Below are 23,541 nucleotides of genomic sequence, written 5' to 3'. Positions count from 1 at the left end.
GCCCGTAGGATCACCGGGACGTACGGGTGAGAGCGAGGAGAGCGTGGCCGTGACCGCCGTGGTGGAACCGACCCTGCCGGCCCTGCCCGCGCCCCCCGAGCTCCTGGAGCGGGACGAGGACGGGCAGGCGCTCGGCGCCCTTCTGTGGCGCCACGGGCCCGGCTGGCGGGCCGTCAGCAGCGCGGTGCTCGGCGGCGGGATCGGGGAGCGGTCCTGGGTGATGAACGTCCAGGTCGCCCACGGCTACACCCGCACCGACCCCGAGGCGCACCTCGCCGGCCTCGCCCGCCGGGCCGGCCTCCACGGCCCCGGGGTGGGACTGATGACCGCCGCCGACGTCGCCCGGCACGGGACCGCCTCCGACGGTGGCGTCGACGCGGTGGCCACCGCCGGCATCGACGTGCGGGGCTGGGCGGCGGCACCGGGACCGGTCGTGCCCGCGCCCCAGCCGCCCGGGACGATCAACATCGTCGTCACCGTGCCCGCGCCGCTCACCGACGCCGCCCTCGTCAACGCCGTGGCGACCGCCACCGAGGCCAAGGTGCAGGCGCTCCTCGACGCCGGTCACGACTGCTCGGGCACCCCGACGGACGCGGTCTGCGTCCTCGCCCGCCGGCCCGTGCCCGGCGGCCCCGCCGAGCCCTTCGCCGGCCCCCGCTCCCTCTGGGGCGCCCGGCTGGCGCGGGCCGTCCACGCGGCGGTCGGCGCCGCGCTGCCGGCGCCCGGCGTCAGCTGACCGCGGCGACCTCGGCGAGCAGGGTCTCCCGGTCGACGGCGTCGCTCACGGTGGCGGGCACGGTGCACGCGAACGCGCCGGAGACCGCTCCGTACAGGGCGCACCGCTCCGGCGGTTCGCCGGCCAGCCGGCCGAAGAGGAAGCCCGCCGCGTAGGCGTCGCCCGCGCCGTTGGAGTCGACGACCGGACCGCGCGGGGCGACCGCGGGGACGTGCAGCGGCTCGCCGCCGGCGCGCGTGAGCACGTACGAACCCTCCGCCCCGGCCGTCGCCACGGCGACCTCCGCGCGGCCCCGCTCCAGGATCCCGCGCAGCGTCGCCACCGGGTCGGGCAGGGCCGTCGCGGAGACGAAGACGACGTCGGAGCCGTACGCGAACGGCTCGTGGTAAGGGTTCTCCCCGTCCCAGTTGTGCAGGTCGGTCGAGACCGTGAGGCCCGCCTCGCGGAGCAGCGGCAGGGCGAACGCGCACGGGTACGTGATCGAGACGTGCGCGTGCCGCGAGACGGCGGCCAGCTTGCGTACCAGGTCCTCGGGGAGCCGGTCCGACTCCCGGGACCGGCTGTCGTCGTAGAGCGAGAGCCGGCGGCCGTCCGGCCCCACCAGGTTGACGGCCCGCTTGGTGCCGCCGGGGGAGGGGACCTCGGTGAAGTCGATGCCCCGGTCGCGGTGGAAGGCCCGCACCAGGTCGCCGGCCGTGTCGTCGCCGATCAGGTCCATGTGGTGGGTGCGCAGCCCCAGGGTGCTCAGACCCAGCGCCACGAAGTCGCCGGTCTGGCCCGCGCGGGCCTCGATGCCGGGACGGATCATGTAGCTGTCGGCGTACGGGAGCGGAAGCTCGGGGACGTACACGATCGTGTCGACGCCGGCCCCTCCCAGGACGAGGACGTCGTACGTGCTGCTCATGGCTCTGCCTCCCACGGGAACGCGGCTGCGTGTCCGGCGAGTCAACCAGCCCCCGCACGGCTCGGCAAGATCTTGCGCAAGTTTGCGGCAACTCCTTGCGGAGGGGGTGCCCCTGACGCACCGGTGGCCCGCCCCCCGAAGGGGACGGGCCACCGGTGCGCGGACGAGGGTGCGTCAGCCGAGCACGACCGGAAGGTCGAAGAGGTCGTTCTGGGTCACGACCGGCTTGTTCCGCAGCTCCTCGCGCGGCACCGCCAGCCGCAGCCCGGGGAAGCGCGCGTACAGCGCCGGCAGCGCCACCGACGCCTCCAGGCGGGACAGCGCGGCGCCCGGGCAGACGTGCGGGCCGTGACCGAAGGAGATGTGCCGGATCGGGCTGCGGGTGACGTCGAAGTCGCCCGCCGTCCCGCCGTGCTGCACCTCGTCCCGCCCGATCGCGCCGTGCGACACGATCAGCGCCTCGCCCTTCGGCAGGACCCGGTCGCCGACCTGGATGTCCTCGCTCGCGAACCGGATGAGCACGTGCGAGGTCGGCGTCGACCAGCGCAGGGTCTCCTCGATCACGTTCTCCCACGGCACCTCGCCCTTGAGGACCAGGGCGCGCTGCTCCGGGTGGGTCTCCAGGGCGACCACGGCGTTCACGATGAGGCTGATGGTCGTCTCGTGCCCGGCGGCCACCATCAGCTGGAGCGTGTTGGTGATCTCCTCCGTGGTGAGCCGGTCGCCGTCCTCCGACGCCTCGATCAGCGCGCTCGTCAGGTCGTCGCCGGGGGACTCCATCTTGCCCGCCACGATCCCGGCGAAGAGCGTGCCGAGGTCCGCCATCATCTGCGGCACCTCCTCCGGCGGCGTCTGCGTCGAGAAGAACTTCTCGAACAGCGCCTTCATCCGCGGGTGGTCCGCCGCGTCCACGCCCATCAGCTCGCTGACCACGTTCATCGGCAGCGGGTAGGCGAACTCGGCCTTCAGGTCCACCGTCTCGCCCGCCGGTCGCCCGGCGAGGCGGTCGAGCAGCCCGCCCGTCAGCTCCTCGATGCCGGCCCGCAGCCGCTCCACCCGGCGCGCGGTGAGCGCCTGGGCGACCAGGGTGCGCAGCCGGCGGTGCTCCTCACCGTCCACCGTCAGCATCGACCTGCCCGGGTTGGCGAGGCCGATCAGCGGCCAGTCGAGCGGTATCTCGCCGCGCTGCCAGGCCCCCCACTGCTCGATGTCCTTGACGAGCCGGGCGTCGGTGAGGAGCGCCCGGGCCTCGGCGTGGCGGGTGACGGCGAAGCAGGGCACGCCGCCGGGGAGCACGACACGGGCCAGCGGGCCCGCCGCGCGGAGCCGGGCGCCCTCGCCGTCGAGGTCGGTGACGAACGGGTCGAGGACGACGGGCTCGGCGGCCGCGGCGTGGTCGATGGGGGAGGTCATGCGGTCCCTCCAAGGGCGGGGGTCGGGGTGTACGTCACCGGCAGCGCGGTGAGGCCGCGCAGCCAGGGGGAGGGGCGACGGGTCAGGGTGGGCTCGGCGACGGCGAGATCGACGTCCGGCAGGCGGTCGAGGAGGACCTCGATGCCGGTCCTGGCGATGGTCTCGGCGACCTCCTGCGCGGGGAACGGGCAGCGGTGCTCGCCGTGGCCGAAGGAGAGGTGGGCGTTGTTGCCGCCGGTCAGCGCGCCGGCGTCGGCGCGGACGTGCGGGTCGGCGTTGGCGGCGGCCAGGCCGAGCAGGACCAGGTCGCCCTGCTCGATCCGCCGCCCGCCGAGGTGGGTGTCGCGCGAGGCCCAGCGGCCGGCGACGTTCTGCGTGGGGGTGTCCTCCCACAGGACCTCGTTCATCGCCTCGCCGACGCTGTGCCGTCCGCCGGAGAGCGAGGCCGCGAAGCGGTCGTCGGTGAGCATCAGCCGCAGCGAGTTGCCGATCCAGTCGGCGGTGGGCTGGTGGCCGGCGGCCATCATCACCATGAGGTCCTGGGCGACCTCCTCGACGGTGAACCCGGCGGTGTTGCCGAGCATCCGCGAGGCGACGTCGTCGCCGGGCGTCTCCGCCTTGGCGGCGAGCAGCGCGCCCATCGACCCGGCGAGGTGCCGCTGGCCGGCCAGCGCGCCCGGACCGCCGTTGATCATGTCGTTCATGGCGGTGACCAGCGCCGGCCCCTGCTCGTCGGCGAAGCCGTAGATGCTGGCGAGGACCCGCACCGGCAGCAGCATGGCGTACTCGGCGATGATGTCGCACTCGCCCTTGCCGCACAGCCCGTCGATGAGCTCGTCGGCGAACCGCTCGGCGCGCCGCCGCAGTTCGAACGGGTCGACGGACTCCAGCGCGGCGGAGATCACGCCGGCCCGCTCGCGGTGGCGCTCGCCGACCGTGTACAGGATCGACGGCTGCTTGCGGCCGATCATGGGGAGCAGCGGCCAGTCGGCCGGGATGGCGTCCCACTGGTTCCACAGCTCGGAGTCGCGGGAGAAGAGCACCGGGTCGCTGGTGACCTGGTGCAGCTCGCGGTAGCCGAGGACGAGCCACGCGGGCACGTCGCCGTCGAGGACGACGGGGGCGACGGCCCCATGGTCCCGCCGGATCCGCCGGTACAGCTCGACGGGGTCGGTGTGGAAGCGCGGGCCGCTCAGCGGGACGGGCGCGGGCTCGGCAGGGTTCACGGGGCGGGCTCCGGGACGGGCCGCGGACCCTGCTCGGGGTCGGCGGCGACGACGTTCTTCAGGTGCTCGACGAGCGAGATGAGGACCTGCTTGCTGGACTCCCGGGACCGGGCGTCGCAGAAGACCAGCGGGACCTCGTCGGGGAGGTCGAGGGCGTCGCGGATCTCGGCGGCGGTGTGCCCGGGCCCGCCGAAGTCGTTGCAGGCGACGACGAACGGGGTGCCGTGGTGCTCCAGGCGGTCGACCGCGTACCAGGAGTCCGCGATCCGGCGGGTGTCGACGAGGACGACCGCGCCGAGCGTCCCGGAGAACAGCCGGTCCCACAGGAACCAGAACCGCTCCTGGCCGGGCGCGCCGAACAGGTACAGCACGTTGTGCGCGTCGAGCGAGATCCGGCCGAAGTCGAAGGCGACGGTGGTGGCCGTCTTGGCGGCCACGCCGCCGGTGTCGTCGATGCCCTCGCCGGCCTGCGACATCGTCTCCTCGGTGTTCAGCGGGCGGATCTCGCTGACCGAGCGGACCAGGGTGGTCTTGCCGACTCCGAAGCCACCGACGACGACGATCTTCAGTCCGTTGTCGGCGGTGCTGCTCAGGGTCTGGTGCTGCTCAGAGATTGCGGAGTCCAACGAGCACCTGCTCCAGGATGTCGTGATCGGGAAGGCGGTACGAGGTGGGGCGCGGGTGCCGCGCGCTGATCCGGCCGGTGTCGTGCAGGTCGGCCAGGAGGATCCTGGTGATCGACACCGGCAGTCCGAGCCCGGCGGCGACCTCCACCACGGCGGTGGGGAAGCGGCACATGCGCAGGATGGCGGCGTGCTCGGACTGCATGCCGGGCACCGGATCGCACTCCGACACGACCAGCGTGACCACGTCGAAGGCGGTGGAGCCGGTGCCGCTGCGGCCGCCGGTCAGGGTGTAGAGCCGGTCGGGGGAGTCGTCGCGACCCGGCCTGACGCGGCTCATCCCCGCGGCCTCGCGACGAGGTGCTCGCCCAGCTGCTCGACCAGTTCGGTCATGTTGTGCCCGATGAGCCCGGCGTCGGCGTCCTCGTCGGCGACGAGCGCGAGGTGGGCGCCCTCCCCGGCCTCGACGATGAAGAGGATGCCGCCGTAGAACTCGGCCATCGCGGAGCGGACCCCGCCGGTGCCGTCGCCGAACTCCACGGAGGCGCCGTGCGACAGGCTCTGGATGCCCGCGGCGATGGCGGCGAGCTGGTCGGCCTGGTCGACGGAGAGCCCGGACGTGCGGCAGAGCTTGAGGCCGTCCCGGGAGAGCACCAGGGCGTGCCGGGTGCCCGGGGTGCGTTCCAGCAGGCCCTCCAGGAGCCAGCTGAGCTTGTCGTCGGTGGTCGTGCCGGTCATCGCGGATTGCCTTCCGAATGGGGGTGGTTCGAGGGCGGCGTGGTCGGTTCCGCCGCGGGGGGAGCGGCGTCGGGGTCGGTGGCGGGGGTACCGCCGGCCTTGCCCTCGGTGCCGCGGAGGCCGCTCTGGAAGCCGCCGAAGCGGGCGCGGGCCGCCTCGCCGGTGCGGGGCGTGGGCTTGCGGGCCGGGTCGGCCGGGGCCTTCCCGCCCTCCTGGTGCGCGGCCAGGGTCCGGCCGCGCCGGCGGCGCGGCAGCAGGATCCCGGGTGCGGCGTCCTCGGCCGGGGTCTCGTCCGCGGCCCCGCGGCCGGGCTCGGGCGCGGCGGCCGGCAGGGAGTCGGGGGCGGTGCGCGGGCCGGGCACGGCGCGCGGTGCGGCGGCCGGGGCGGGGGCGGGCACGGCGACCGCCTCGGCGCCGCGGGTGACGATCTCCTGGGGGATCATCAGGACGACGCCGGTGCCGCCGCGCGCGGAGGGCCGGAAGGAGACGGACAGGCTGTGCTTGCGGGCCAGCCGTCCGACCACGTGGAGGCCGAGGCGGGTGCCGGAGAGGCCGGCCAGGTCCTGGGTCGCCGCGTCGACGGCGGCCTCGGCGCGCCGCAGCTGGACGTCGCTCATGGTCAGACCGCTGTCCTCGACGGTGATGACGACGCCCGCCGGGACCTCCTCCACGTAGACGTGGACCTCCGCGCTGGGCGGGGAGAAGTTGGCGGCGTTGTCGAGGATCTCGGCGAGCGCGTGCATGACGCCCTCGGCGGCGTGGCCGGCGACGGCCGCCTCGCACTTGGAGTGCAGCCGGACCCGCTGGTAGCCGGCGATGCGGCCCATGGCGCCGCGCAGGATCGACTCCATGACGATGGGCCGGGCCCAGCGGCGGCCGGAGCGGGCGCCGGTGAGGACGGCGACGGAGTCGGCGAGCCGCCCGGCCTGGGCGGTGCGGTGGTCGAGGTGGAGGAGGTCGGAGAGGACGTCCTCGTCCGCGTGCCGGTGTTCCATCTCGCGCAGGTCGGCCATCATGCTCGTGGCCAGCGCCTGCATGCGGCCGGCCGCGTTGGCGGCGGCGGCGAGGGCGGCGGAGCGGGCGGACTCGGCGCGGCGCAGCCGCTGCTCCAGGCCGGCGACGGCGGCGGCGTGGCCGGCCGCGAGCCGCTCGGCCTCGGCCCGCTGGGCGCGGGTCAGTTCGTCGGCGCGGGCCGCGTGGGCGGCCGCCTCGGCGGCGGCCTGGGCCTCGTGACGCTCCTTCAGGGCCGCGGCCTCGCGCTCGGCGGCGGCCTGGCGCTGGGCGGCGTAGGTGTCCTGGGAGGCGACCTGGGCGGTCAGCCGTTCGGCCCGCTTGGCGAGGCCGCGCGCGGTGCGCGCGTACCAGGTGACGGCGAAGGTGGCGGCCGCGAGGAGCAGCACGCCGCAGACCGCGAACCAGGCCAGGGGGGCGCGGACTTCGGCCGGTGCGGCACTCGTCGCGGCGGCGGTGAGGGTACCGCCCGCGGCGACGGTCAGCACGGAGGCGATCAGGGCGGGGCGGAACGGGGTGGGCGATGCCGACATCAACCGGACTCTCGAGAGGCAGGCACAGGGGAGGTTCGGAACGACCGCACTATAGAGGCGTTCTTGATCGGTTCGGAACTCTCCCTGACCGGATTGGTATCCGAGATGACGCAAAACCTTCCAAATGGGAGGAGAGATTCCGCGCGGGCTCCGCGGTGAAGTCCGCCGGGGGCCGCCATGAGGCCCCTCGGATTCCGTCGTGGGCTCCGTCATGGGCTCCGCTCCGCCGCGGACGGAGGGGCCGCCGCGTCCATCGCCCCCGGGGGAGAGGCAGAATGACGGTCCGTACGGAACCTCCCCGTACCGAACGTCCCCGAGCGGAAGGCACAGCGGTGCAGCTGCCCGACACCGGCAGGCGCGTCCTCGTCAGCGGCGCCGCGCGCGGCCTCGGCCGCGCGGTCGCCCGCGCGTTCGCCGCCAACGGCGACAGGGTCGCCGTCCACTACGGCACGCGGGCCGAGGAGGCCCGCGCCACCCTCGCCTCCCTCGACGGGACCGGACACGTGCTGGCCGGCGGCGACCTGGCCGACCCCGCCGGGGCGGCGGAGGTCGTCGACGCGGCGGCCGAGGGGCTCGGCGGCGGGATCGACGTCCTGGTCAACAACGCCGCCGTGAACCTCCCGCACCCCCTGGCCGACACCCCGTACGAGGAATGGGCCGCGCTCTGGCAGCGGCACGTCGCCGTGAACCTCCTCGCCACCGCCAACCTGAGCCACCTCGTGGCCCGCGGGATGATCGACCGCGGCACCGGCGGACGGATCGTCAACATCGGCTCCCGCGGCGCCTTCCGGGGCGAACCCGACCACCCCGCCTACGGCGCCACCAAGGCCGCCGTCCACGCGCTCGGCCAGTCCCTCGCCGTCTCCCTCGCCCCGTACGGCATCGGCGTCGCCTCGGTCGCCCCCGGCTTCTTCGCCACCGAACGGGTCGCGCCCCGCCTGGAGGGACCCGAGGGCGAGGCGATCCGCGCGCAGAGCCCCTTCGGCCGGGTCGCCGGCGCGGACGAGATCGCGGAGGCCGTCCGCTGGCTCGCCTCACCGGCCGCCGAATGGGCGTCCGGCACGATCCTCGACCTCAACGGGGCCTCGTACCTGCGCAGTTGAACGGGCTTCTCCGGGCGGGCGCCGGCCCGGTCCGGCCGGGAGCCCCGGCGTGCGCCGGGTGAACGACTCGAACGCGTGCCTCCCGCGCGCTTGCCCGAAAGGATGAACGGCGGGCGTCGGCGGCGTTTCGCACCGGGGCCGCCGTCACCCTGCTGACGTGCGTAAGGAGCGCGAGTTCACGGTCCCCTCCCAGCGGACGCCGCGGCGGCCCCGGCCCGGTCCCGGTCCGGCCGCGCGGGCGGCCGGACCACCGGCGGCCGGGCCCGGGGTGCGGGCCAGGGCCCGGTACTGGGTCGACCGGACGGTGGTGCGCGGGGTGAGCGCCCTCGTCGCCTGGCTGGCCCTCGCCTGCCTGGGCCTGGTGGCCCCCGCGAGCGCCCTCCTCGTCTGGACCGACAGCAAGGCCCCGGACACCCTCCAGGGCAAGGCGGCCACGATCTGGCGGACCGTCGGCCAGACCCTCCGGCTCGGCGGCGAGGTCGGCCCGCCGCTGCGGATGGTCCTCTCGGTCTTCCTGGCGCTCGTCTCCCTGCTCTACGTCTCCTTCCTCGTCGGGATCGTGACCACCGCCCTCACCGACCGGCTCGCCGAGCTGGAACGCGGGCAGACCACCGTGGTCGAGCGCGGCCACACCCTGGTCCTCGGCTGGTCCGAGCAGACCCCCACGGTCGTCGCGGAACTCCTCGCCGCCCACGCCCAGCGGGGGCGCGGCGCCGTGGTGGTCCTCGCCGACCGCGACAAGACGGAGATGGAGCGGGAGTTACGGGACGCGCTGCCGCCCCGCGCGCGGGTGCGGCTGCTCTGCCGCCGGGGCCGCCCCGCCGACCCGGCCGCGCTCGCGCGGGTCACCCCCGCCGCCGCGGAGGCGGTCGTCGTGCTGCCTCCGGACACCCCCGGCGCCGACGCGCGGGTCATCAGGACGCTGCTCGCCCTGCGGGCGGCGGTGGGGGAGGGCTGCGCGGTACGGATCGTGGCGGCGGTCCGCGACGGCGCCCACCTCCCGACCGCCCGCCTCGCCGCCGGGCCCGGGGCGGTGGTCCTGGACGTCGACGACCTCGCGGCCCGGCTGCTCGTCCAGTGCGTCCTGGAGCCCGGGCTCGCCCTCGTCCTGGAGGACCTGCTCGACTTCGCGGGCGCCGAACTCCACGTCCTGCGCCCGCCCGGCCTCCCCGGCCGGCGCTACGGAGAGCTGGCCGCCGCCTGCCCGGACGCCTGCGCGATCGGGATCGTCCGCGCCGACGGCACCCCGCACCTCAACCCGCCCCCGGAGACCGTCCTGGTCCCGGGCGACGGTCTCGTCGTCCTGGCCGAGGACCACCGCGCCACCGTCCTCCCCGCCGCTCCGCCGTCCGGCGCGGTCCCCTTCCCCCTCCGGCCCCCGGCGGCGGCCCGTCCCCGCCGGGCCCTCGTCCTGGGCTGGAACCGCCGGGGCGAACGCGTGGTGGAGGGCCTGGCGCGCGGCGGTGTGGCGGCGGTGCGGGACGACGGCGACGGGGAGCCGGCGGCACCGGAGGAGTACGACCACGTGGTGGTCCTCGCCGGCCCGGACGACGACGGGCACCCCGACCCCGACGGCCGGGCCCTCGTCACCCTGCTCCACCTCCGGGCGCGGGCCCGGGAGTCGGGCCGGAGCGTGCCCGCGGTGGCCGAGCTCACCGACGCGCGCAACCGCCCCCTGGCCCCCGCCGGCCCCCGCACCGACCTCCTGCTCACCGGCCGGCTGGCCGCCCTCCTCATGGCCCAGGTCTCCCAGGACGCCCACCTCGCGGCGGCCTTCGACGCGCTCTTCGCCCCCACCGGCGACGGCGTCCGGCTCCGCCCCGTCACCGACTTCGTGCCGCCCGGCACCGAGGCCCCCTTCGCGACCCTGGTCACCGCCGCCGCCCGGCACGGCGCCGCCGCCATCGGCTACCGCCCCCGGAACTCTCCCCGGCCCCGCCTCAATCCGCCGAAGACCGGCACCCGGCAGTGGGGCCCCGGAGACGTCCTCATCGTCGTCGGGCCGGCCTGAACCGGCCCGGCCGGCACCCCGCGGGCGCGGTGCCGGCCGGCTGCCGCCCGTACGATCGAGGCCGACCGGAAGGCTTCCGCATGCAGTTCGTCCTCGACCCGCCCCACGGCGTGGCGCCCGTCCGGCTGGGCATGACCCTCCCCGAGACCGTCGCCGCCGTCTCGGCCTGGGGCGCGCCCCGCGTCCACCGCGCCGACGCCGTCCGCCCCTTCGACCTCGTCTCCACCGCCTACGACGGCATCGGCTTCCAGGCGGTCCTGGAGGGCGACGGCCGGGTCACCGCCGTCACGCTCTGGGGGCCCGACGAGGACGAGGACCCGGACGTCACGGTCCTCTGGGACGGCCTCGATGTCTTCCGCACCCCGGCGGCCGACCTCCTCGCCCACGCGGCGGGGCGCGGCCTGGCCGTCGCCGACGCCGACCCGCGGGCCCCGTACCTGCCGGGACTCACCCTCGCCTTCACCCGGGACACCTCCCAGGACGTGCCCCGGGACGCCACCGGGCTGCCGCTCCACTTCACCTCGGTGCTCGTCGCCGGCGAGGCGTACCGGGAGCGGTGACGCCCCCCCACCGGCCCGGCTCACCGCCGGCCCGGCCCGGCCTCGTCCCGCCTCGTGCGAGTTGCCGATTTTCGCAATTGGTCATATCGCTCATAGGATCGGTGGAGTGAACGAGAACCTGCCCCCGTGCCCCGAGTGCTCCGGCGTCTACACCTACGAGATGGGCGCCCTGCTGGTCTGCCCCGAGTGCGGCCACGAATGGCCGGCGGCCGGTGAGGCCCCCGCCGAGGGCGAGGCCGGCGGCGCCCAGGTGATCAAGGACGCCGTGGGCAACGTGCTCGCCGACGGCGACACGGTCACCGTCGTCAAGACGCTCAAGGTCAAGGGCAGCCCCACCGGCATCAAGGCCGGCACCAAGGTGCGCAACATCCGGCTCGTGGACGGCGTCGACGGCCACGACATCGACTGCAAGGTGGACGGCTTCGGCCCCATGCAGCTCAAGTCGAGCGTGGTCAAGAAGGTCTGACCGCGCCATGACCGGGTCCGCGCCGCTCTATCAACTGAAGGCGGAGTTCTTCAAGACGCTCGGCCATCCCGTGCGCATCCGCGTCCTGGAGCTGCTGAGCCTGCGCGAGCACGCCGTCGCGGAGCTGCTCGCCGAGATCGCCGTCGAGCCCGCCCACCTCTCGCAGCAGCTCGCCGTGCTGCGGCGCGCCAACCTGGTCGTCGCCCGCCGCGAGGGCTCCTCCGTGCGCTACTCGCTGACCGACCCACAGGTGGCGGAGCTCCTCGCGGTCGCCCGGGGCATCCTCTCGGGTGTCCTCGCCGGCCAGGCCGAGCTCCTCGCCGGCCTGCGGGCCGCCGGGCCGGAGGCGGCCGTCGCCACCGCCGGGCCTGAGACGACCGCCCCCACCACCTGACCGGTCGACCGCTCCCGCCGTCCGACCGATCGACCACCCGCACAGCCCGACCGAGGCCGTACCGGGGAGGGTGCCCCCTCCCCGGTACGGCCTTTCGCTTGTCGAGTCCGAAATGTCATGCCTTGACCCGTGTCGACCGGTCAATACCCCCTCGGTGCCCCCGTGTTCCGGCCCGGTGCCCCGTTCATTGTTGGAAATGAAAACGATTTCCGATAACGTCTGCGGCGCACGGACCGACGGCAGTCTGGGAGGAACCCCGTGGGACATCTGCTGGTGATCGAGAGCTGGGTGGGGTCGATGAGCAGGCTCCTGCCCGCCGCCATCCGCCAGGACGGGCACGAGTTCACCTTCGTCACCCGCGACCTGCACCACTACCTGCGCGGCACGACCGCGGACGAGGGCCCGCACCCGCTCCTCACCGCCCGCAACATCGTCACGGCGGACACCAACGACCTCGACGCCCTCCTGCCGCGGCTGGAGGCCCTGCACGCCGTCCTCCGCTTCGACGGGGTCGTCTCCTCCTGCGACTACTACCTCCCGGCCGTCGCCCGTACCGCCCGCCGGCTCGGCCTCCCCGGCCCCGCGCCGCAGGCCGTCGAGGCCGCCTGCCGCAAGGACCTGACACGCCGTACGCTCGCCGCCGCCGGCGTCGCGGGCCCCCGGTACGCGCTCTGCGAGGGAGCGGGCGAAGCCGCGGCCGCGGCACGGGAGATCGGCTACCCGCTCGTCGTCAAGCCCGTGGACCTGTGCGCCGGCATGCTGGTCCGCGCGGTGCGCGACGAGCACGAACTGGAGCGCGCCTGCCAGGACCTGGCCGACTTCCCGGTCAACGCCCGCGGCCAGGACCGCCACCCCGCCGTCCTGCTCGAAGAGCTGCTCCAGGGGCCCGAGGTCAGCGTCGAGACCGTCACCACCGGCGGCACCACCCACGTCGTCGGCGTCACCGACAAGAGCATCGGCGGAGCCCCCGCCTTCATCGAGACCGGCCACATGTTCCCCGCCGGGATCGAGGAGACGGCCGCCGCCGAGGCCGCCGCCACCGCGCGGCACGCCGTCCAGGCCCTCGGCCTCGACCAGGTGGTCTGCCACACCGAGCTCAAGCTGACCCCCGACGGCCCGCGCGTCGTCGAGGTCAACCCCCGCCCGGCCGGCAACCGCATCACCGAACTCGTCCGCCACGTCACCGGCGTCGACCTCGCCGTCGCCTGCGTGGACGTCGCCCTCGGCCGCGCCCCCGACCTCGCGCCCCGCCCGACCGGCGTGCGCAGCGCCGCCATCGCCTTCCTGCTGCCCGACACCGACGGCGTCCTCGCCGCCATCGACGGAGCCGACGCCGTACGGGACCGGGCCGAGGTCCTGGAACTCACCCTCGCCGCACCCGGCCGGGCCGTCCACCCCGCCACCAGCAACAACGCCTACCTGGGCCACGTCATGACCGCCGACACCGACGGTCCCGGCGCCCGCGCCGCCGCCGAGCGGCTGCTCGCCGGCCTGCGCCCCCGCTACACCGCGGCGGCGGTGCCCGCGTGACCCTCCCCGCCCCGCCCCCGCCCCCCGCCGTGTCACCCGCGCCCCCCGAGGCACCGGCCTCCGCGCCCGCCGGCGTCCCGGCCCCCGGCGTCCCGGCCCCGTCGCCGCACCCGCTCCCTGCCGCCCGCCCCGGCGTCCACGGCGAGCCGGTGGTCCGGAGCCTCGCCGGCCTCTTCCGTCTGGTCCGCGCCGGAGCGTACGGGCCCGACCCCGCGGGCGCCCGGATCGCCCTCGCCTTCACCACCGCCCAGGCCGTACGGCACCCGGGCCGCGCCCACGGCTACCGCAACGAGGTGCTGAGCCTGCGGCTCGCCGCCGCCGTCGGCTCCTGCGCCGTCGAACCGGGGGCCCTGCCCCCGGGCGCCCTCGACGACTGCGTCGGCGCCACCGTCGCCGACCTCCTCGACCACCCGCTGACCCCGGTGCGGATCGCCGCCCTCGACGCCTACCTCGCCCACGCGCGCCCCCACACCCCCGCCCACGGCGCGCGCCCCCACCCGCTGCCGGCCGGCGACAGCCTGACCCGCTCCCGCACCCGGGCCCGCGCCGTCGTGGACCTGCTGCCCGACCCCCTCCCGGGGCCCGGCGGCCGCCCCGGCCCGGTCCTGGTCGTCGGCGTCGTCAACTCGCTCCTGGAACGGCTCCGCGCCCGCGGCCTCGCCTACCTGCCCTGCGACCTCAAGGGCGGCACGACCGAGTGGGGCGAGCCCGTCCTCACCGACGCCGCCGCCCACCTCGACCGCTGCGGCGCCGTCCTCGCCTCCGGCATGACCCTCGGCAACGGCACCTTCCAGGACCTCCTCGACCACGCCGCCGGCACCGGCAAGCCCCTCGTGATGTTCGCCCAGACCGGCAGCGCCGTCCTGCCCCGCTTCCTCGGCGCCGGCCTGACCGCGGTGTCGGCGGAGCCGTACCCCTTCTTCTGGCTCGACGGCGGCCCCGGCACCCTCCACCGCTACGGAGACCGCGCATGACGCCCGCCCCCACCCTCACCCCGACCCTGCCCCCGCCCCGCTCCGGCACGGAGCCCGCCGAACCCGGGCTGCTGTCCCTGCTCGGCCGCACCCCCCTCGCCCGGATCCACACCCCGCTGCCCCACCCCCACCCCGGCTTCTGGGCCAAGCTCGAATGCCTCGGCGCCGGCGGGATGAAGGCCCGCGCCGCCGTCTCCATGCTCACCGGCGCACGGCGGCGCGGCGAACTGCTCCCCGGCGCCACCGTGGTGGAGTCCACCTCCGGCACCCTCGGCCTCGGGCTCGCCTTCGCCGGACAGGCCCTCGGCCACCCCGTCGTCCTCGTCGGCGACACCGAACTCGAACCGTCCATGCGCCAGTTGCTCCGCAGCCACGGCGCCCGGCTGGAACTGGTCGACCGGCCCGCCCCGCGCGGGGGCTGGCAGGCCGCCCGCCTCGCCCGGCTCCGGGAGGTGCTCGCCCGCACCGACGGCGCCTACTGGCCCGACCAGTACAACAACCCCGACAACCCCGCCGGTTACCGCTCGATGGCCGCCGAACTCGTCGCCCAGCTCGACCACCTCGACATCCTCGTGTGCAGCGTCGGCACCGGCGGACACAGCGCCGGTCTCATCGGCCCGCTGCGCCGCCGCTGGCCCCGTCTGCGGGTCGTCGGCGTCGACTCCGTCGGCTCCGCCCTCTTCGGCCAGCCCGCCCGGCCCCGCCTGATGCGCGGCCTCGGCAGCAGCATCAGCCCCCGCAACGTCCGCCCCGAACTCTTCGACGAGGTCCACTGGGTGGGACCCGCCGAGGCCGTCGACGCCTGCCGCCGGCTCGCCCGCGGCAGCTTCGTCTCCGGCGGCTGGAGCACCGGAGCCGTCGCCCTCGTCGCCGCCTGGGCCGCCCGCGCCGAGCCCGGCGCCGCCGTCGCCACCGTCTTCCCCGACGGCCCCCACCGCTACCTCGGGACCGTCTACGACGACGACTTCTGCGCCGCCCACGGACTCACCGGCACCACCCCGGCCGCCCGCCCGCTGGAGATCCCGCACCCGCGCGCGGCCGAGGCCGTCGGCTGGACCCGCTGCCGCACCCCCGCCCCCGCACGCCGCGCGCCGGCCCCCGGAGGAGCCGCATGAGACTCACCTGGACCACCACCACCCTCGAACTCGCCGAACCCCTCCGCATCTCCCGCTCCGTCACGGCCCGCCGTGACGCCGTCCACGTCCGGCTGGAGCACGCCGGGCTCGACGGCTGGGGAGAGGCCGTCAGCAGCACCTACCTCGGACTGCCGACCGACGCCGTCCTGCGGTCGCTCGCCGCACTGCGCCCCGCCGTCGAACGGCTGCCCGACCCCGAGACCGCCTGGGCCGAACTCGCCCCCACCGGACCCGTCGGCGCCGGCCGGCCCGCCGGAGTCCTCGCCGCCGTCGAGTCCGCCGTCCTCGACCTCGCCGGCCGCCGCGCGGACACCCCCGCCCACCGCCTCCTCGGCACCCCCCGGCCGCCCTCCGCGCCCACCGCCCGCACCCTCGGCATCGTCCCGCCCGCCCGCGCCGCCGCCCAGGCCGTACGGCTCGCCGCCGCCGGGTTCACCGTCCTGAAGATCAAGGCCGGCGCCCCGGACCCCGCCGACGACCTCGCCCGGGTCGCCGCCGTCCGGGACGCGGCCCCCGGCGCGGAGCTGCTGCTCGACCCCAACGGCGCCTGGAGCGAGGAGCGGGCCCACGCCCTGCTGCCCCGCTTCGCCGCCCTCGGCGTCACCGCCGTCGAACAGCCCGTCCCGCCCGGCCGGCCCGACAGCCTGGCCAGGGTCGCCGCCGCCTCCCCCGTCCCGGTCATCGCCGACGAGGACGCCGTCACCGTCGAGGACGCCGTCGCCCTCGCCGGCCGCGTCCACGGCGTCAACGTCAAACTCGCCAAGTGCGGGGGAGTCCGGGCCGCCCTCCGCATCCACGCCGCCCTGCGCGGCAGCGGCACCGACCTCATGCTCGGCTGCCTCACCGCCAGTTCGCTCGGGATCGCCCCCGCCGTGCACCTCGTCGACCGGGCCCGCTGGGCCGACCTCGACGGTCACCTCCTCCTCGCCGACGATCCCTGGACCGGCATCGGCGGCCACGACGGCACCGTGCGCACCGCCGCCCGCCCCGGTCTCGGCGTCCGCCCCCGGACGGACTCCACCGGGGACCCCACGCGGAACACCACCTGGGACCCCACGCCGGACTCCGCCCGGACCCGGACGCAGGACACCGCCCACCTCCGGACGCAGGACACCGCCCGCCCCCGGACGCAGGACACCGTCCGCACCGGCATACCGGGGGAGCCGCGGACGTGAAGACCCTCGCCGCCGTCCGCGGATTCCCGCCCGCCGTCCGGCTCCTGCTCGTCAACCAGCTCGGCGTCAACACCGGCTTCTACCTGCTCGTCCCCTACCTGGCCGTCCACCTCACCGACGACCTCGGGCTCTCCGCCGCCGTCGTCGGCCTCGTCCTCGGCCTGCGCAACCTCAGCCAGCAGGGCCTCTTCATCGTCGGAGGCTCCGCCGCCGACCGCCTCGGCGCACGCGGCGTGATCATCGCCGGCTGTGCGCTCCGCACCCTCGGCTTCGGCCTCTTCGCCCTCGGCGACGGACTGCCGGTGCTGATCGCCGCCTCCGTCCTCAGCGGCCTCGCGGGCGCCCTCTTCAACCCGGCCGTGCGGACCTACCTCGCCCAGGAGGCCGGCGACCGCAAGGCCGAGGCGTTCGCCCTCTTCCAGGTCTTCGCCACCACCGGCGCCCTCCTCGGACCGCTCCTCGGCGGCCTCCTGCTCCTCGGCGGATTCCGTACCGCCGCCCTCGCCGCGGCCGGTCTCTTCGCCGTCCTCACCGTCGCCCAGGCGGCCGTCCTGCCCGCCCGCCCCGTGCCGCCGCCGGCCGGCACCGTCCTCGGCGACTGGCGCGAGGCCGCCGCCGACCGCCGCTTCGCGGCCTTCGCCCTGGCCACCGTCGGCCTCTACGGCCTGGAGAGCCAGCTCTACCTGCTGCTGCCGCACGCGGTCCGGGAGGCCACCGGCCACCCCGCCGCCGTCGGCCTCCTCTTCGTCACCGGCACCCTCGCCGGCCTGCTCCTCCAGCTCCGCCTCACCCGCGCCCTCACCGCGCGCGGCGGCGGCAGGGGCCGCTGGATCGCCGCCGGACTCGCCCTCGCCGGCCTCGGCTTCCTCCCGCCGCTGCTCGCGGCCGGCGCGGGGGAACCGCACCCGGCCCGGCTCGCCGCCGTCCTCGCCGGCGTCCTCCTGCTGTACGCGGGACTCATGACCGCCCAGCCGTTCGTCATGGAACTCGTCCCCGCCTTCGGCCGGCCGGACCTCACCGGCACCCGCTACGGCCTCTTCTACGCCGTCTCCGGTGTCACCGCCGCCGGCATCGGCCTCGGCGTCGGCGCGGCCATGGACACCGCCGCCCGCGGCGGCCCGCCCTGGCTCCCGTACGCCTGCTGCGCCGCCCTCGGCCTCGGCTCGGCCGCGGCCGTCGCCCTGCTCCACCGGCGCCGGGCCCTCCCGGAACCGCCCGCCCCCGCCCAGGACGGGCCACGACCCCGCAGCGAGGCCCGATGAGCTCCGGCAACCTCCTCACCGACCAGCCCGAGCTGTACGAGGAGCGGTTCCCCGACCCCGAACGGCTCGCCGCCCGCTGGGCCGAGTCCGTCCTCCGCCGGTACGGCGCCGGCCCCCGCGTCCTCGACCTCGGCTGCGGCACCGGGCGCGACGCCGCCTGGCTGCACCACCACGCCGGCCGCCACGTCACCGGCGCCGACACCGCCCCGACCATGCTCGCCCACGCCCGGCGCCACCACCCCGGCCCCGACTACGTCCACGCCGACATGCGCGACGCCGACCTCGGCCGCACCTTCGACGCCGTCCTCTGCCTCGACAGCGCCCTCCTCCACTGCCACACCAACGCCGACCTCGCCGCCTGTCTCGCCGTCTGCGCCCGCCACCTCGCCCCGGGCGGGCTCCTCGTCGCCGAGATGCGCAACGGCGCCTTCCTCCTCGGCGACGGCTCCCTCCTCGACGGACCGGTCACCGCCGCCTTCCGGAGGCGCGGCACCACCCACACCTCCCGGACCACCCTCTCCCTCGACCACGGCGCCCAGCTCCTGCGCCGCCACCGCGTCTGGACCACCGACGACGGCTCCCCGCCGTACGAGGAACGGACCGCATGGCGGCTCCTCCTCCCGCAGGAGCTGCGCTACTTCCTCGCCGTCGCGGGCTTCGACGTCCTCGCCCTGTACGACGGCCCCGGCCCCCGCACCGAACCCCCCTGGAGCGAGGGCGACCCGCCCGGCACCGCCGCCGGTGCCGACCGCCTCCACCTCGTCGCCCGCCTCACCACCCCGCACAGCAACGGAGACACCACACCGTGACCAGCCCCCGCCCGCGCCTCGTCCTCGCCCGCGCCCGCCGGCGCCTGCTCCTCGTCACCGCCGCGGCCGCCCTCGCCCTCACCACCGGCTGCGCCGGCGGCACCGGCACCGCCGACGACCGCGGCCCCACCGCCGGACCCCAGCGCGGCGGCACCCTGCGCGCAGCCTTCGCCGGCGGTGGGGCGGCCGAGACCCTCGATCCGCACGCCGCCAACCTCTTCGTCGACGCCGCCCGCGCCAAGGCCCTCTACGACAAGCTCGCCGACTTCGGCGCCGACCTCGCCCCCGTCCCCCGGCTCGCCGCCCGCTGGAAGGCCAACCGCACCCTCGACACCTGGACGATCACCCTCCGCGAGGCCGTCTTCCACGACGGCCGTCCCGTCACCGCCGACGACGTCCTCTACAGCTACCGCCGCATCGCCGACCCGAAGGGCACCTTCCGCGCCAAGGCGTCCCTGGAACCCATCGACCTCGCCGCCAGCCGCGCCCCCGACGCGACCACGGTCGAGTTCCGCCTCAAGCGCCCCTACGCCGAATTCCCCAACGTCCTGGCCGCGTTCGGCACCTCCATCGTCCCCGAGGGCACCACCTCCTTCGACCGGCCCGTCGGCTCCGGCCCCTTCCGCTTCGCCTCCTTCACCCCCGGCACCTCCCTCGCCGTCACCCGCAACGACGCCTACTGGGACGGCGCCCCCCACCTCGACCGCGTCGAGTTCGTCATCGCCTCCGAGGAGTCCGCCCGCACCTCCGCCCTCCTCGCCGGCCAGGTCCAGTACGCCCACGAACTCGACCCCGCCACCGCCCGCACCCACGAACGCGGCGGACGCGTCCGGATCGTCCGGCTCCCCGGCAGCGCCCTCCAGGGATTCGTCATGAAGACCGACCGGCCCCCCTTCGACGACAAGCGGGTCCGCCAGGCGTTCTTCCTCATCGCCGACCGGCGCGAACTCGTCGACGGCGCCCTCTCCGGAGCCGGCGAGATCGGCAACGACCTCTTCGGCAAGGGATACAAGTACTACGCCTCCGGCATCCCGCAGCGCACCCAGGACCTCGACCGCGCCCGCGCCCTCCTCAAGGCCGCCGGCCAGGAGAACCTGAAGGTCACTCTCGACACCGCCCCCGCCGCCACCGGCTTCGTCGAGGCCGCCGGGATCTTCAAGGAGCAGGCCGCGAAGGCAGGCGTCACCGTCGAGGTCGCGGTCGGTGACAAGGACACGTACTGGAAGGACATCCTCGACGGCGGCACCTTCGCCTCCTACCGGTCCGGCGCCATGCCCATCGAGTCCCACGTCTCCCAGCGCCTGCTCACCGGCTCCACCACCAACGCCACCCACTGGCGCCACGACGACTTCGACGCCCTCTACCGCGAGGCCCAGTCCACCGCCGACGAGAAGCGCCGGACCGCCCTGTACGAGCGGATGCAGCGCCGGCTCCACGACGAGGGCGGCTTCCTCGTCTGGGGCTTCTCCGACTGGATCGTCGGCACCGCCCCCGGCCTCCAGGGCGTCGACACCGAGGCCCCCGCCAACACCCTCGACTGGGCCCGCTTCGACAAGATCTGGCTCACGTGACCCGGCACCTCCCCTGGATCGGCCGCCGTCTGCTCCTCGGAGCGGCGCAGACGGCGGCCGTCGTCCTCCTCGTCCTCCTCCTCACCGAAGCCCTGCCCGGCGACGCGGCCGTCGCCCTCGCCGGCGACCAGCCCGACCCGGAGCGCATCGCCCGGATCCGGGCCGGACTGGGCCTGGACCGGCCCGTCGGCGAACGCCTCCTCGACCGGATCGGCGGACTCCTCCACGGCGACCTCGGCACCTCCCTGGTCAGCGGCCGGCCCGTCGCCGAGCTGCTCGGCGGGGCGCTCGGACCGACGGCGCTGCTCGCCGCCGCCGCGCTCGCCGTGCTGGTCCCGCTCTCGGTGACGCTCGGCACGGTCTGCGCCCGGCGCGAGGGCGGACCGCTCGACCGGACGCTCAGCGCGCTGACCCTCGCCGTCCACTCGATCCCCGAGTTCGCCCTCGGCGTCCTGCTCGCCACCGTGTTCGGCCTCTGGCTCGGCTGGCTGCCGCCCACCGCCGTCGGCGTCGACCCGCTCGCCGCGCCCGCCGTCCTCGTCCTCCCGGTCCTCGTCCTCGTCGCCCGGCCCGTCTGCACCATCGGCCGGCTGGTCCGCGCCGGCATGATCGACGCCCTGGCCTCCCCGTACGTCGCCCAGGCCGTCCGGTACGGCGTCGGCGGCGCCCGGGTCCGCTGGACCCACGCCCTGCCCAACGCCCTCGCGCCCGCCGCCCAGCAGCTCGCCCGCACCTGCGACTGGCTCCTCGGCGGGGTCATCGTCGTCGAGGCCCTCTTCGTCGTGCCCGGGCTCGGCACCGTGACCGTCGACGCCGTCGCCACCCGCGACGTCCCGGTGCTCCAGGGCGCGGCCGTCGTCTTCGGCACGGTCACCGTCCTCGTCAACCTCGGCGCCGACCTCGTCGCCCGCCGCCTCGCGCCCCGGACGGAGGTGGCCGCGTGACCCGGAGCGGCACGGCCTCCCGCTACGCCCTCGCCACCGCGCTCGTCGCCGTCCCCCTGCTCCTCGCCGTCCTCGGACCGCTCGCCGCCGGGACCGCCGGGCCGCGCACGGTCTCCTTCGACCCCGCGGCGGGCCCGCTCGGCAGCGACTTCGCCGGCCGCGACGTCTGGCGCCAGATCCTCCTCGGCGGCCGCTCCGTCGTCCTCGTCGCCCTCGCCGCCACCGCCCTCGCCTACCTCGTCGCGGTCCCGCTCGGCCTCGCCGCCGCGCTCACCCGCCGCGCCTGGCTGGAGGAGGCCCTGATGCGCCCCCTGGACGTCCTGCTCGCCGTCCCCTCGCTGCTGCTGGTGCTCCTGGTGGCGGCGACCCTCGCCCCGGGGCCCGCCGGGCTGACCGTCCTCGTCGGCGTGGCCGCCGTCCCCGACGCCGCCCGCGTCGTGCACGCCACCGCCACCGGGATCGCCGCCCGCCCGGCCGTCGAGGCCCTGCGCATGCAGGGCGAGTCCTGGGCCCGCACGGCCCTGGGCCACGTGGCCCGGTCCATGCGCCGCACCCTCGCCGCCGACGCCGGGATCCGGCTCACCGGGGCCCTCTACCTGGTGGCCACCGCCGCGTTCCTCGGCGTCGGTGTGGCACCGGACGCCGCCGACTGGGCCGTGATGGTGGACCGCAACCGCACCGGCCTGTTCCTCCAGCCCTGGGCCGTCGTCGTCCCCGCGCTCCTCGTCGCCGCCCTCTCCATGGGCACCAACCTCCTCTTCGACGCCGCCCTGCGCACCCCGCCGCCCGCCCCGACCGAGGGAGACCGCCCGTGAAGCCCGTCGCCGAGACCGCCGGACTGCGGGTGGAGGCCGGCGGCCGCACCCTCCTGGACGGGGTGGACCTCACGGTCCGGGCGGGCCGGATCACCGCCCTCGTCGGCCCTTCGGGCAGCGGCAAGACCACCACCGGACGGGCCCTCCTGGGCGAGTTCCCGCCCGGCGCCCGGGTCACCGGACGGATCGTCACCCCCGGGGCCGGCCACGTCGGTTACGTGCCCCAGCACCCCGCGGCCGTCCTCAACCCCGTCCGGCGGGCCGGCGCGCTCCTCGCCGACATCGCCGCCCTCCGCCCCGGCAGCCGCCGGGACCGCCGGGAGCGCGTCGAACAGGCGCTGCGGGACGCGCAGTTGCCCGACCCCGACCTGGTCCTGCGCCGCTACCCCCACCAGCTCTCCGGCGGCCAGCAGCAGCGGGTCGTCCTCGCCCAGGCCCTCCTCCTCGGCGCGCGGCTGATCGTCGCCGACGAACCCACCACCGCCCAGGACCCGGCCACCCGGCAGGGCCTCGTGGAGACCCTCGCCCGCGTCGCCGAGCGGGGCGTCGCCGTCGTCCTGCTCAGCCACGACCACGACGTCGTACGCCGGCTGGCCGAGGAGACGGTGGTCCTGCGGGCCGGCCGGGTCGCCCGCCGCGGCCCCACCGCCGAGGTCCTGCCCGTCCCACCGCTCCCCGCGCCCCGCCGCCCGCCCGCCGCGCCCGCCGCCGCCCGCCTCGCGGTCCGCGGCCTCACCGCCCGGCACGGACGCGTCGCGGTGCTCCACGGCGTCGACGTGGACGTCGCGCCGGGGGAGTGCCTGGCCGTGGTCGGCCGCTCCGGCAGCGGCAAGACCACCCTGGGCCGCTGCCTCGCCGGACTCCACTCCGCCCACGACGGGACGGTCCTCCTCGACGACACCCCGCTCCCGCGCAGTCTGCGCGCCCGGGACCGCGCCCGACTCGCCGCGGTCCAGTACGTGTTCCAGGACCCCAGGGCCGCCTTCGACGAACACCGCCCGGTCCTGGACCAGGTGGCCCGCACCGCCGTCCGGCTGCGCGGCGCCGACCGTGCCACCGCCCGCCGCGCCGCCGTCCGCACCCTCGAACGGCTGGGCCTGACCGAGGAGAAGACCCGGAACCGGCCCGGCGAACTCTCCGGCGGCGAACTCCAGCGCGCGGCCGTCGCACGGGCGTTGCTCGCCGAACCCCGGGTCCTGATCTGCGACGAGATCACCTCGGGCCTCGACCCGGCCGCCCGCGACACCCTGCTCGCCCACCTCGCCGCCCTCCGCGACCGGCGGGACCTCGCCCTGATCCTCATCACCCACGACCTGACCGCCGCCGATACCCTCGCCGACCGCACCGCCGTCCTCGACGCCGGCCGCCTCACCGTCCGCACGTGATCACCGGCCCCGGACCGGCTGTCCGGGGCCAGGCCCCTGATCAGCGCGTTTCCTTGGGCGATACGAGTGCGGCCCCACCGCTTTCTCGTGTCATCCGACAGTACGGGGGGCGGGTGGAGGCGGCGCAGACTCTGTGCCACGGCCGCGCCCCGCGAGCCCCGGCGGACACCCCTGTCCGCGGGGCCGGCGCGCCCGCACACCACCCGACGAACACGAGGGGCA

Annotated in this window: 23 protein-coding genes; 16 read left to right on the top strand and 7 right to left on the bottom strand. The window is 76.2% G+C overall.

Annotation, left to right across the window (positions count from 1 at the left end; genetic code table 11):
- The first annotated feature begins 49 nt into the window (after positions 1-49).
- Positions 50-736 carry an adenosylcobinamide amidohydrolase gene (locus ACFVU3_RS31415; RefSeq protein WP_390071628.1) on the top strand — a complete coding sequence of 229 codons (687 nt, stop codon included), beginning with the start codon at positions 50-52 and terminating at the stop codon, positions 734-736.
- Here the strand turns inward: ACFVU3_RS31415 and ACFVU3_RS31410 are convergent.
- The 7 genes from ACFVU3_RS31410 to ACFVU3_RS31380 all read right to left on the bottom strand — a co-directional run bounded on the left by ACFVU3_RS31410 (position 729) and on the right by ACFVU3_RS31380 (position 7,184).
- Positions 729-1,640, bottom strand: a complete 912-nt coding sequence (locus tag ACFVU3_RS31410; RefSeq protein ID WP_390071559.1) for an adenosine kinase — start codon at positions 1,638-1,640, stop codon at positions 729-731. The two genes, ACFVU3_RS31415 and ACFVU3_RS31410, sit on opposite strands and share 8 nt — an antisense overlap.
- A gap of 174 nt (positions 1,641-1,814) precedes the next feature.
- Entirely contained in the window at positions 1,815-3,053 is a 1,239-nt protein-coding gene (locus ACFVU3_RS31405; RefSeq protein ID WP_390071557.1) for a cytochrome P450, read from the bottom strand.
- The gene (locus tag ACFVU3_RS31400) at positions 3,050-4,279 is read right to left on the bottom strand and encodes a cytochrome P450 (RefSeq protein WP_390071556.1); all 1,230 of its coding nucleotides are present in this window, start codon (positions 4,277-4,279) and stop codon (positions 3,050-3,052) included. Before ACFVU3_RS31400 ends, ACFVU3_RS31405 begins: the two co-directional genes overlap by 4 nt.
- On the bottom strand, positions 4,276-4,905 hold the full coding sequence (locus tag ACFVU3_RS31395) for an ATP/GTP-binding protein (RefSeq protein WP_390071554.1): 630 nt from the start codon (positions 4,903-4,905) through the stop codon (positions 4,276-4,278). The genes ACFVU3_RS31400 and ACFVU3_RS31395 overlap by 4 nt, the downstream gene beginning before the upstream one ends.
- Complete coding sequence (locus ACFVU3_RS31390; protein ID WP_390071552.1) at positions 4,886-5,242, bottom strand: DUF742 domain-containing protein; 357 nt, start codon at positions 5,240-5,242, stop codon at positions 4,886-4,888. Before ACFVU3_RS31390 ends, ACFVU3_RS31395 begins: the two co-directional genes overlap by 20 nt.
- Positions 5,239-5,640, bottom strand: a complete 402-nt coding sequence (locus tag ACFVU3_RS31385; RefSeq protein WP_390071550.1) for a roadblock/LC7 domain-containing protein — start codon at positions 5,638-5,640, stop codon at positions 5,239-5,241. The genes ACFVU3_RS31390 and ACFVU3_RS31385 overlap by 4 nt, the downstream gene beginning before the upstream one ends.
- Positions 5,637-7,184 (bottom strand): ATP-binding protein, encoded by a 1,548-nt coding sequence (locus ACFVU3_RS31380; RefSeq protein WP_390071548.1) that lies wholly within the window; start codon positions 7,182-7,184, stop codon positions 5,637-5,639. Before ACFVU3_RS31380 ends, ACFVU3_RS31385 begins: the two co-directional genes overlap by 4 nt.
- A 332-nt stretch (positions 7,185-7,516) precedes the next feature.
- Here ACFVU3_RS31380 and ACFVU3_RS31375 point away from each other — a divergent pair, with 332 nt between their 5' ends.
- The 15 genes from ACFVU3_RS31375 (at position 7,517) to ACFVU3_RS31305 (ending at position 23,319) form a co-directional block, all read left to right on the top strand.
- Positions 7,517-8,287 (top strand): SDR family NAD(P)-dependent oxidoreductase, encoded by a 771-nt coding sequence (locus tag ACFVU3_RS31375; protein ID WP_390071546.1) that lies wholly within the window; start codon positions 7,517-7,519, stop codon positions 8,285-8,287.
- 157 nt (positions 8,288-8,444) lie between these two features.
- Positions 8,445-10,298 carry an NAD-binding lipoprotein gene (locus ACFVU3_RS31370; RefSeq protein WP_390071544.1) on the top strand — a complete coding sequence of 618 codons (1,854 nt, stop codon included), beginning with the start codon at positions 8,445-8,447 and terminating at the stop codon, positions 10,296-10,298.
- 80 nt (positions 10,299-10,378) lie between these two features.
- The gene (locus tag ACFVU3_RS31365; protein ID WP_390071543.1) at positions 10,379-10,858 is read left to right on the top strand and encodes a hypothetical protein; all 480 of its coding nucleotides are present in this window, start codon (positions 10,379-10,381) and stop codon (positions 10,856-10,858) included.
- Positions 10,859-10,964: 106 nt separating this feature from the next.
- Positions 10,965-11,324: a zinc ribbon domain-containing protein YjdM gene (locus ACFVU3_RS31360; protein ID WP_390071541.1), complete on the top strand. Its 360-nt coding sequence runs from the start codon at positions 10,965-10,967 to the stop codon at positions 11,322-11,324.
- A gap of 7 nt (positions 11,325-11,331) precedes the next feature.
- The gene (locus tag ACFVU3_RS31355; RefSeq protein WP_390071539.1) at positions 11,332-11,718 is read left to right on the top strand and encodes an ArsR/SmtB family transcription factor; all 387 of its coding nucleotides are present in this window, start codon (positions 11,332-11,334) and stop codon (positions 11,716-11,718) included.
- 258 nt (positions 11,719-11,976) lie between these two features.
- On the top strand, positions 11,977-13,248 hold the full coding sequence (locus tag ACFVU3_RS31350; RefSeq protein ID WP_390071537.1) for an ATP-grasp domain-containing protein: 1,272 nt from the start codon (positions 11,977-11,979) through the stop codon (positions 13,246-13,248).
- 149 nt (positions 13,249-13,397) lie between these two features.
- On the top strand, positions 13,398-14,222 hold the full coding sequence (locus ACFVU3_RS31345; RefSeq protein ID WP_390071626.1) for a Rossmann-like domain-containing protein: 825 nt from the start codon (positions 13,398-13,400) through the stop codon (positions 14,220-14,222).
- Positions 14,219-15,337 (top strand): PLP-dependent cysteine synthase family protein, encoded by a 1,119-nt coding sequence (locus tag ACFVU3_RS31340; RefSeq protein WP_390071535.1) that lies wholly within the window; start codon positions 14,219-14,221, stop codon positions 15,335-15,337. Before ACFVU3_RS31345 ends, ACFVU3_RS31340 begins: the two co-directional genes overlap by 4 nt.
- A complete protein-coding gene (locus tag ACFVU3_RS31335) occupies positions 15,334-16,533 on the top strand; it encodes an enolase C-terminal domain-like protein (RefSeq protein WP_390071533.1) in 1,200 nt (399 codons plus the stop codon). The genes ACFVU3_RS31340 and ACFVU3_RS31335 overlap by 4 nt, the downstream gene beginning before the upstream one ends.
- Complete coding sequence (locus ACFVU3_RS31330) at positions 16,530-17,795, top strand: MFS transporter (RefSeq protein ID WP_390071531.1); 1,266 nt, start codon at positions 16,530-16,532, stop codon at positions 17,793-17,795. Before ACFVU3_RS31335 ends, ACFVU3_RS31330 begins: the two co-directional genes overlap by 4 nt.
- The gene (locus tag ACFVU3_RS31325) at positions 17,792-18,604 is read left to right on the top strand and encodes a class I SAM-dependent methyltransferase (RefSeq protein WP_390071529.1); all 813 of its coding nucleotides are present in this window, start codon (positions 17,792-17,794) and stop codon (positions 18,602-18,604) included. The genes ACFVU3_RS31330 and ACFVU3_RS31325 overlap by 4 nt, the downstream gene beginning before the upstream one ends.
- A complete protein-coding gene (locus ACFVU3_RS31320; RefSeq protein ID WP_390071527.1) occupies positions 18,601-20,175 on the top strand; it encodes an ABC transporter substrate-binding protein in 1,575 nt (524 codons plus the stop codon). Before ACFVU3_RS31325 ends, ACFVU3_RS31320 begins: the two co-directional genes overlap by 4 nt.
- Positions 20,163-21,119, top strand: coding sequence for an ABC transporter permease (locus ACFVU3_RS31315; protein ID WP_390071624.1), 957 nt, complete (start codon positions 20,163-20,165; stop codon positions 21,117-21,119). The genes ACFVU3_RS31320 and ACFVU3_RS31315 overlap by 13 nt, the downstream gene beginning before the upstream one ends.
- Positions 21,116-21,934, top strand: a complete 819-nt coding sequence (locus tag ACFVU3_RS31310) for an ABC transporter permease subunit (protein ID WP_390071525.1) — start codon at positions 21,116-21,118, stop codon at positions 21,932-21,934. Before ACFVU3_RS31315 ends, ACFVU3_RS31310 begins: the two co-directional genes overlap by 4 nt.
- Positions 21,931-23,319, top strand: coding sequence for an ABC transporter ATP-binding protein (locus ACFVU3_RS31305; RefSeq protein ID WP_390071523.1), 1,389 nt, complete (start codon positions 21,931-21,933; stop codon positions 23,317-23,319). Before ACFVU3_RS31310 ends, ACFVU3_RS31305 begins: the two co-directional genes overlap by 4 nt.
- Positions 23,320-23,541: the final 222 nt, after the last annotated feature.

Source organism: Streptomyces sp. NPDC058052, from assembly GCF_042885515.1.
Taxonomy (GTDB): Bacteria; Actinomycetota; Actinomycetes; order Streptomycetales; family Streptomycetaceae; genus Streptomyces.
The sequence above is the reverse complement of the archived record's forward strand: the minus strand, read 5'-3'. Positions and strand labels throughout refer to the sequence as shown.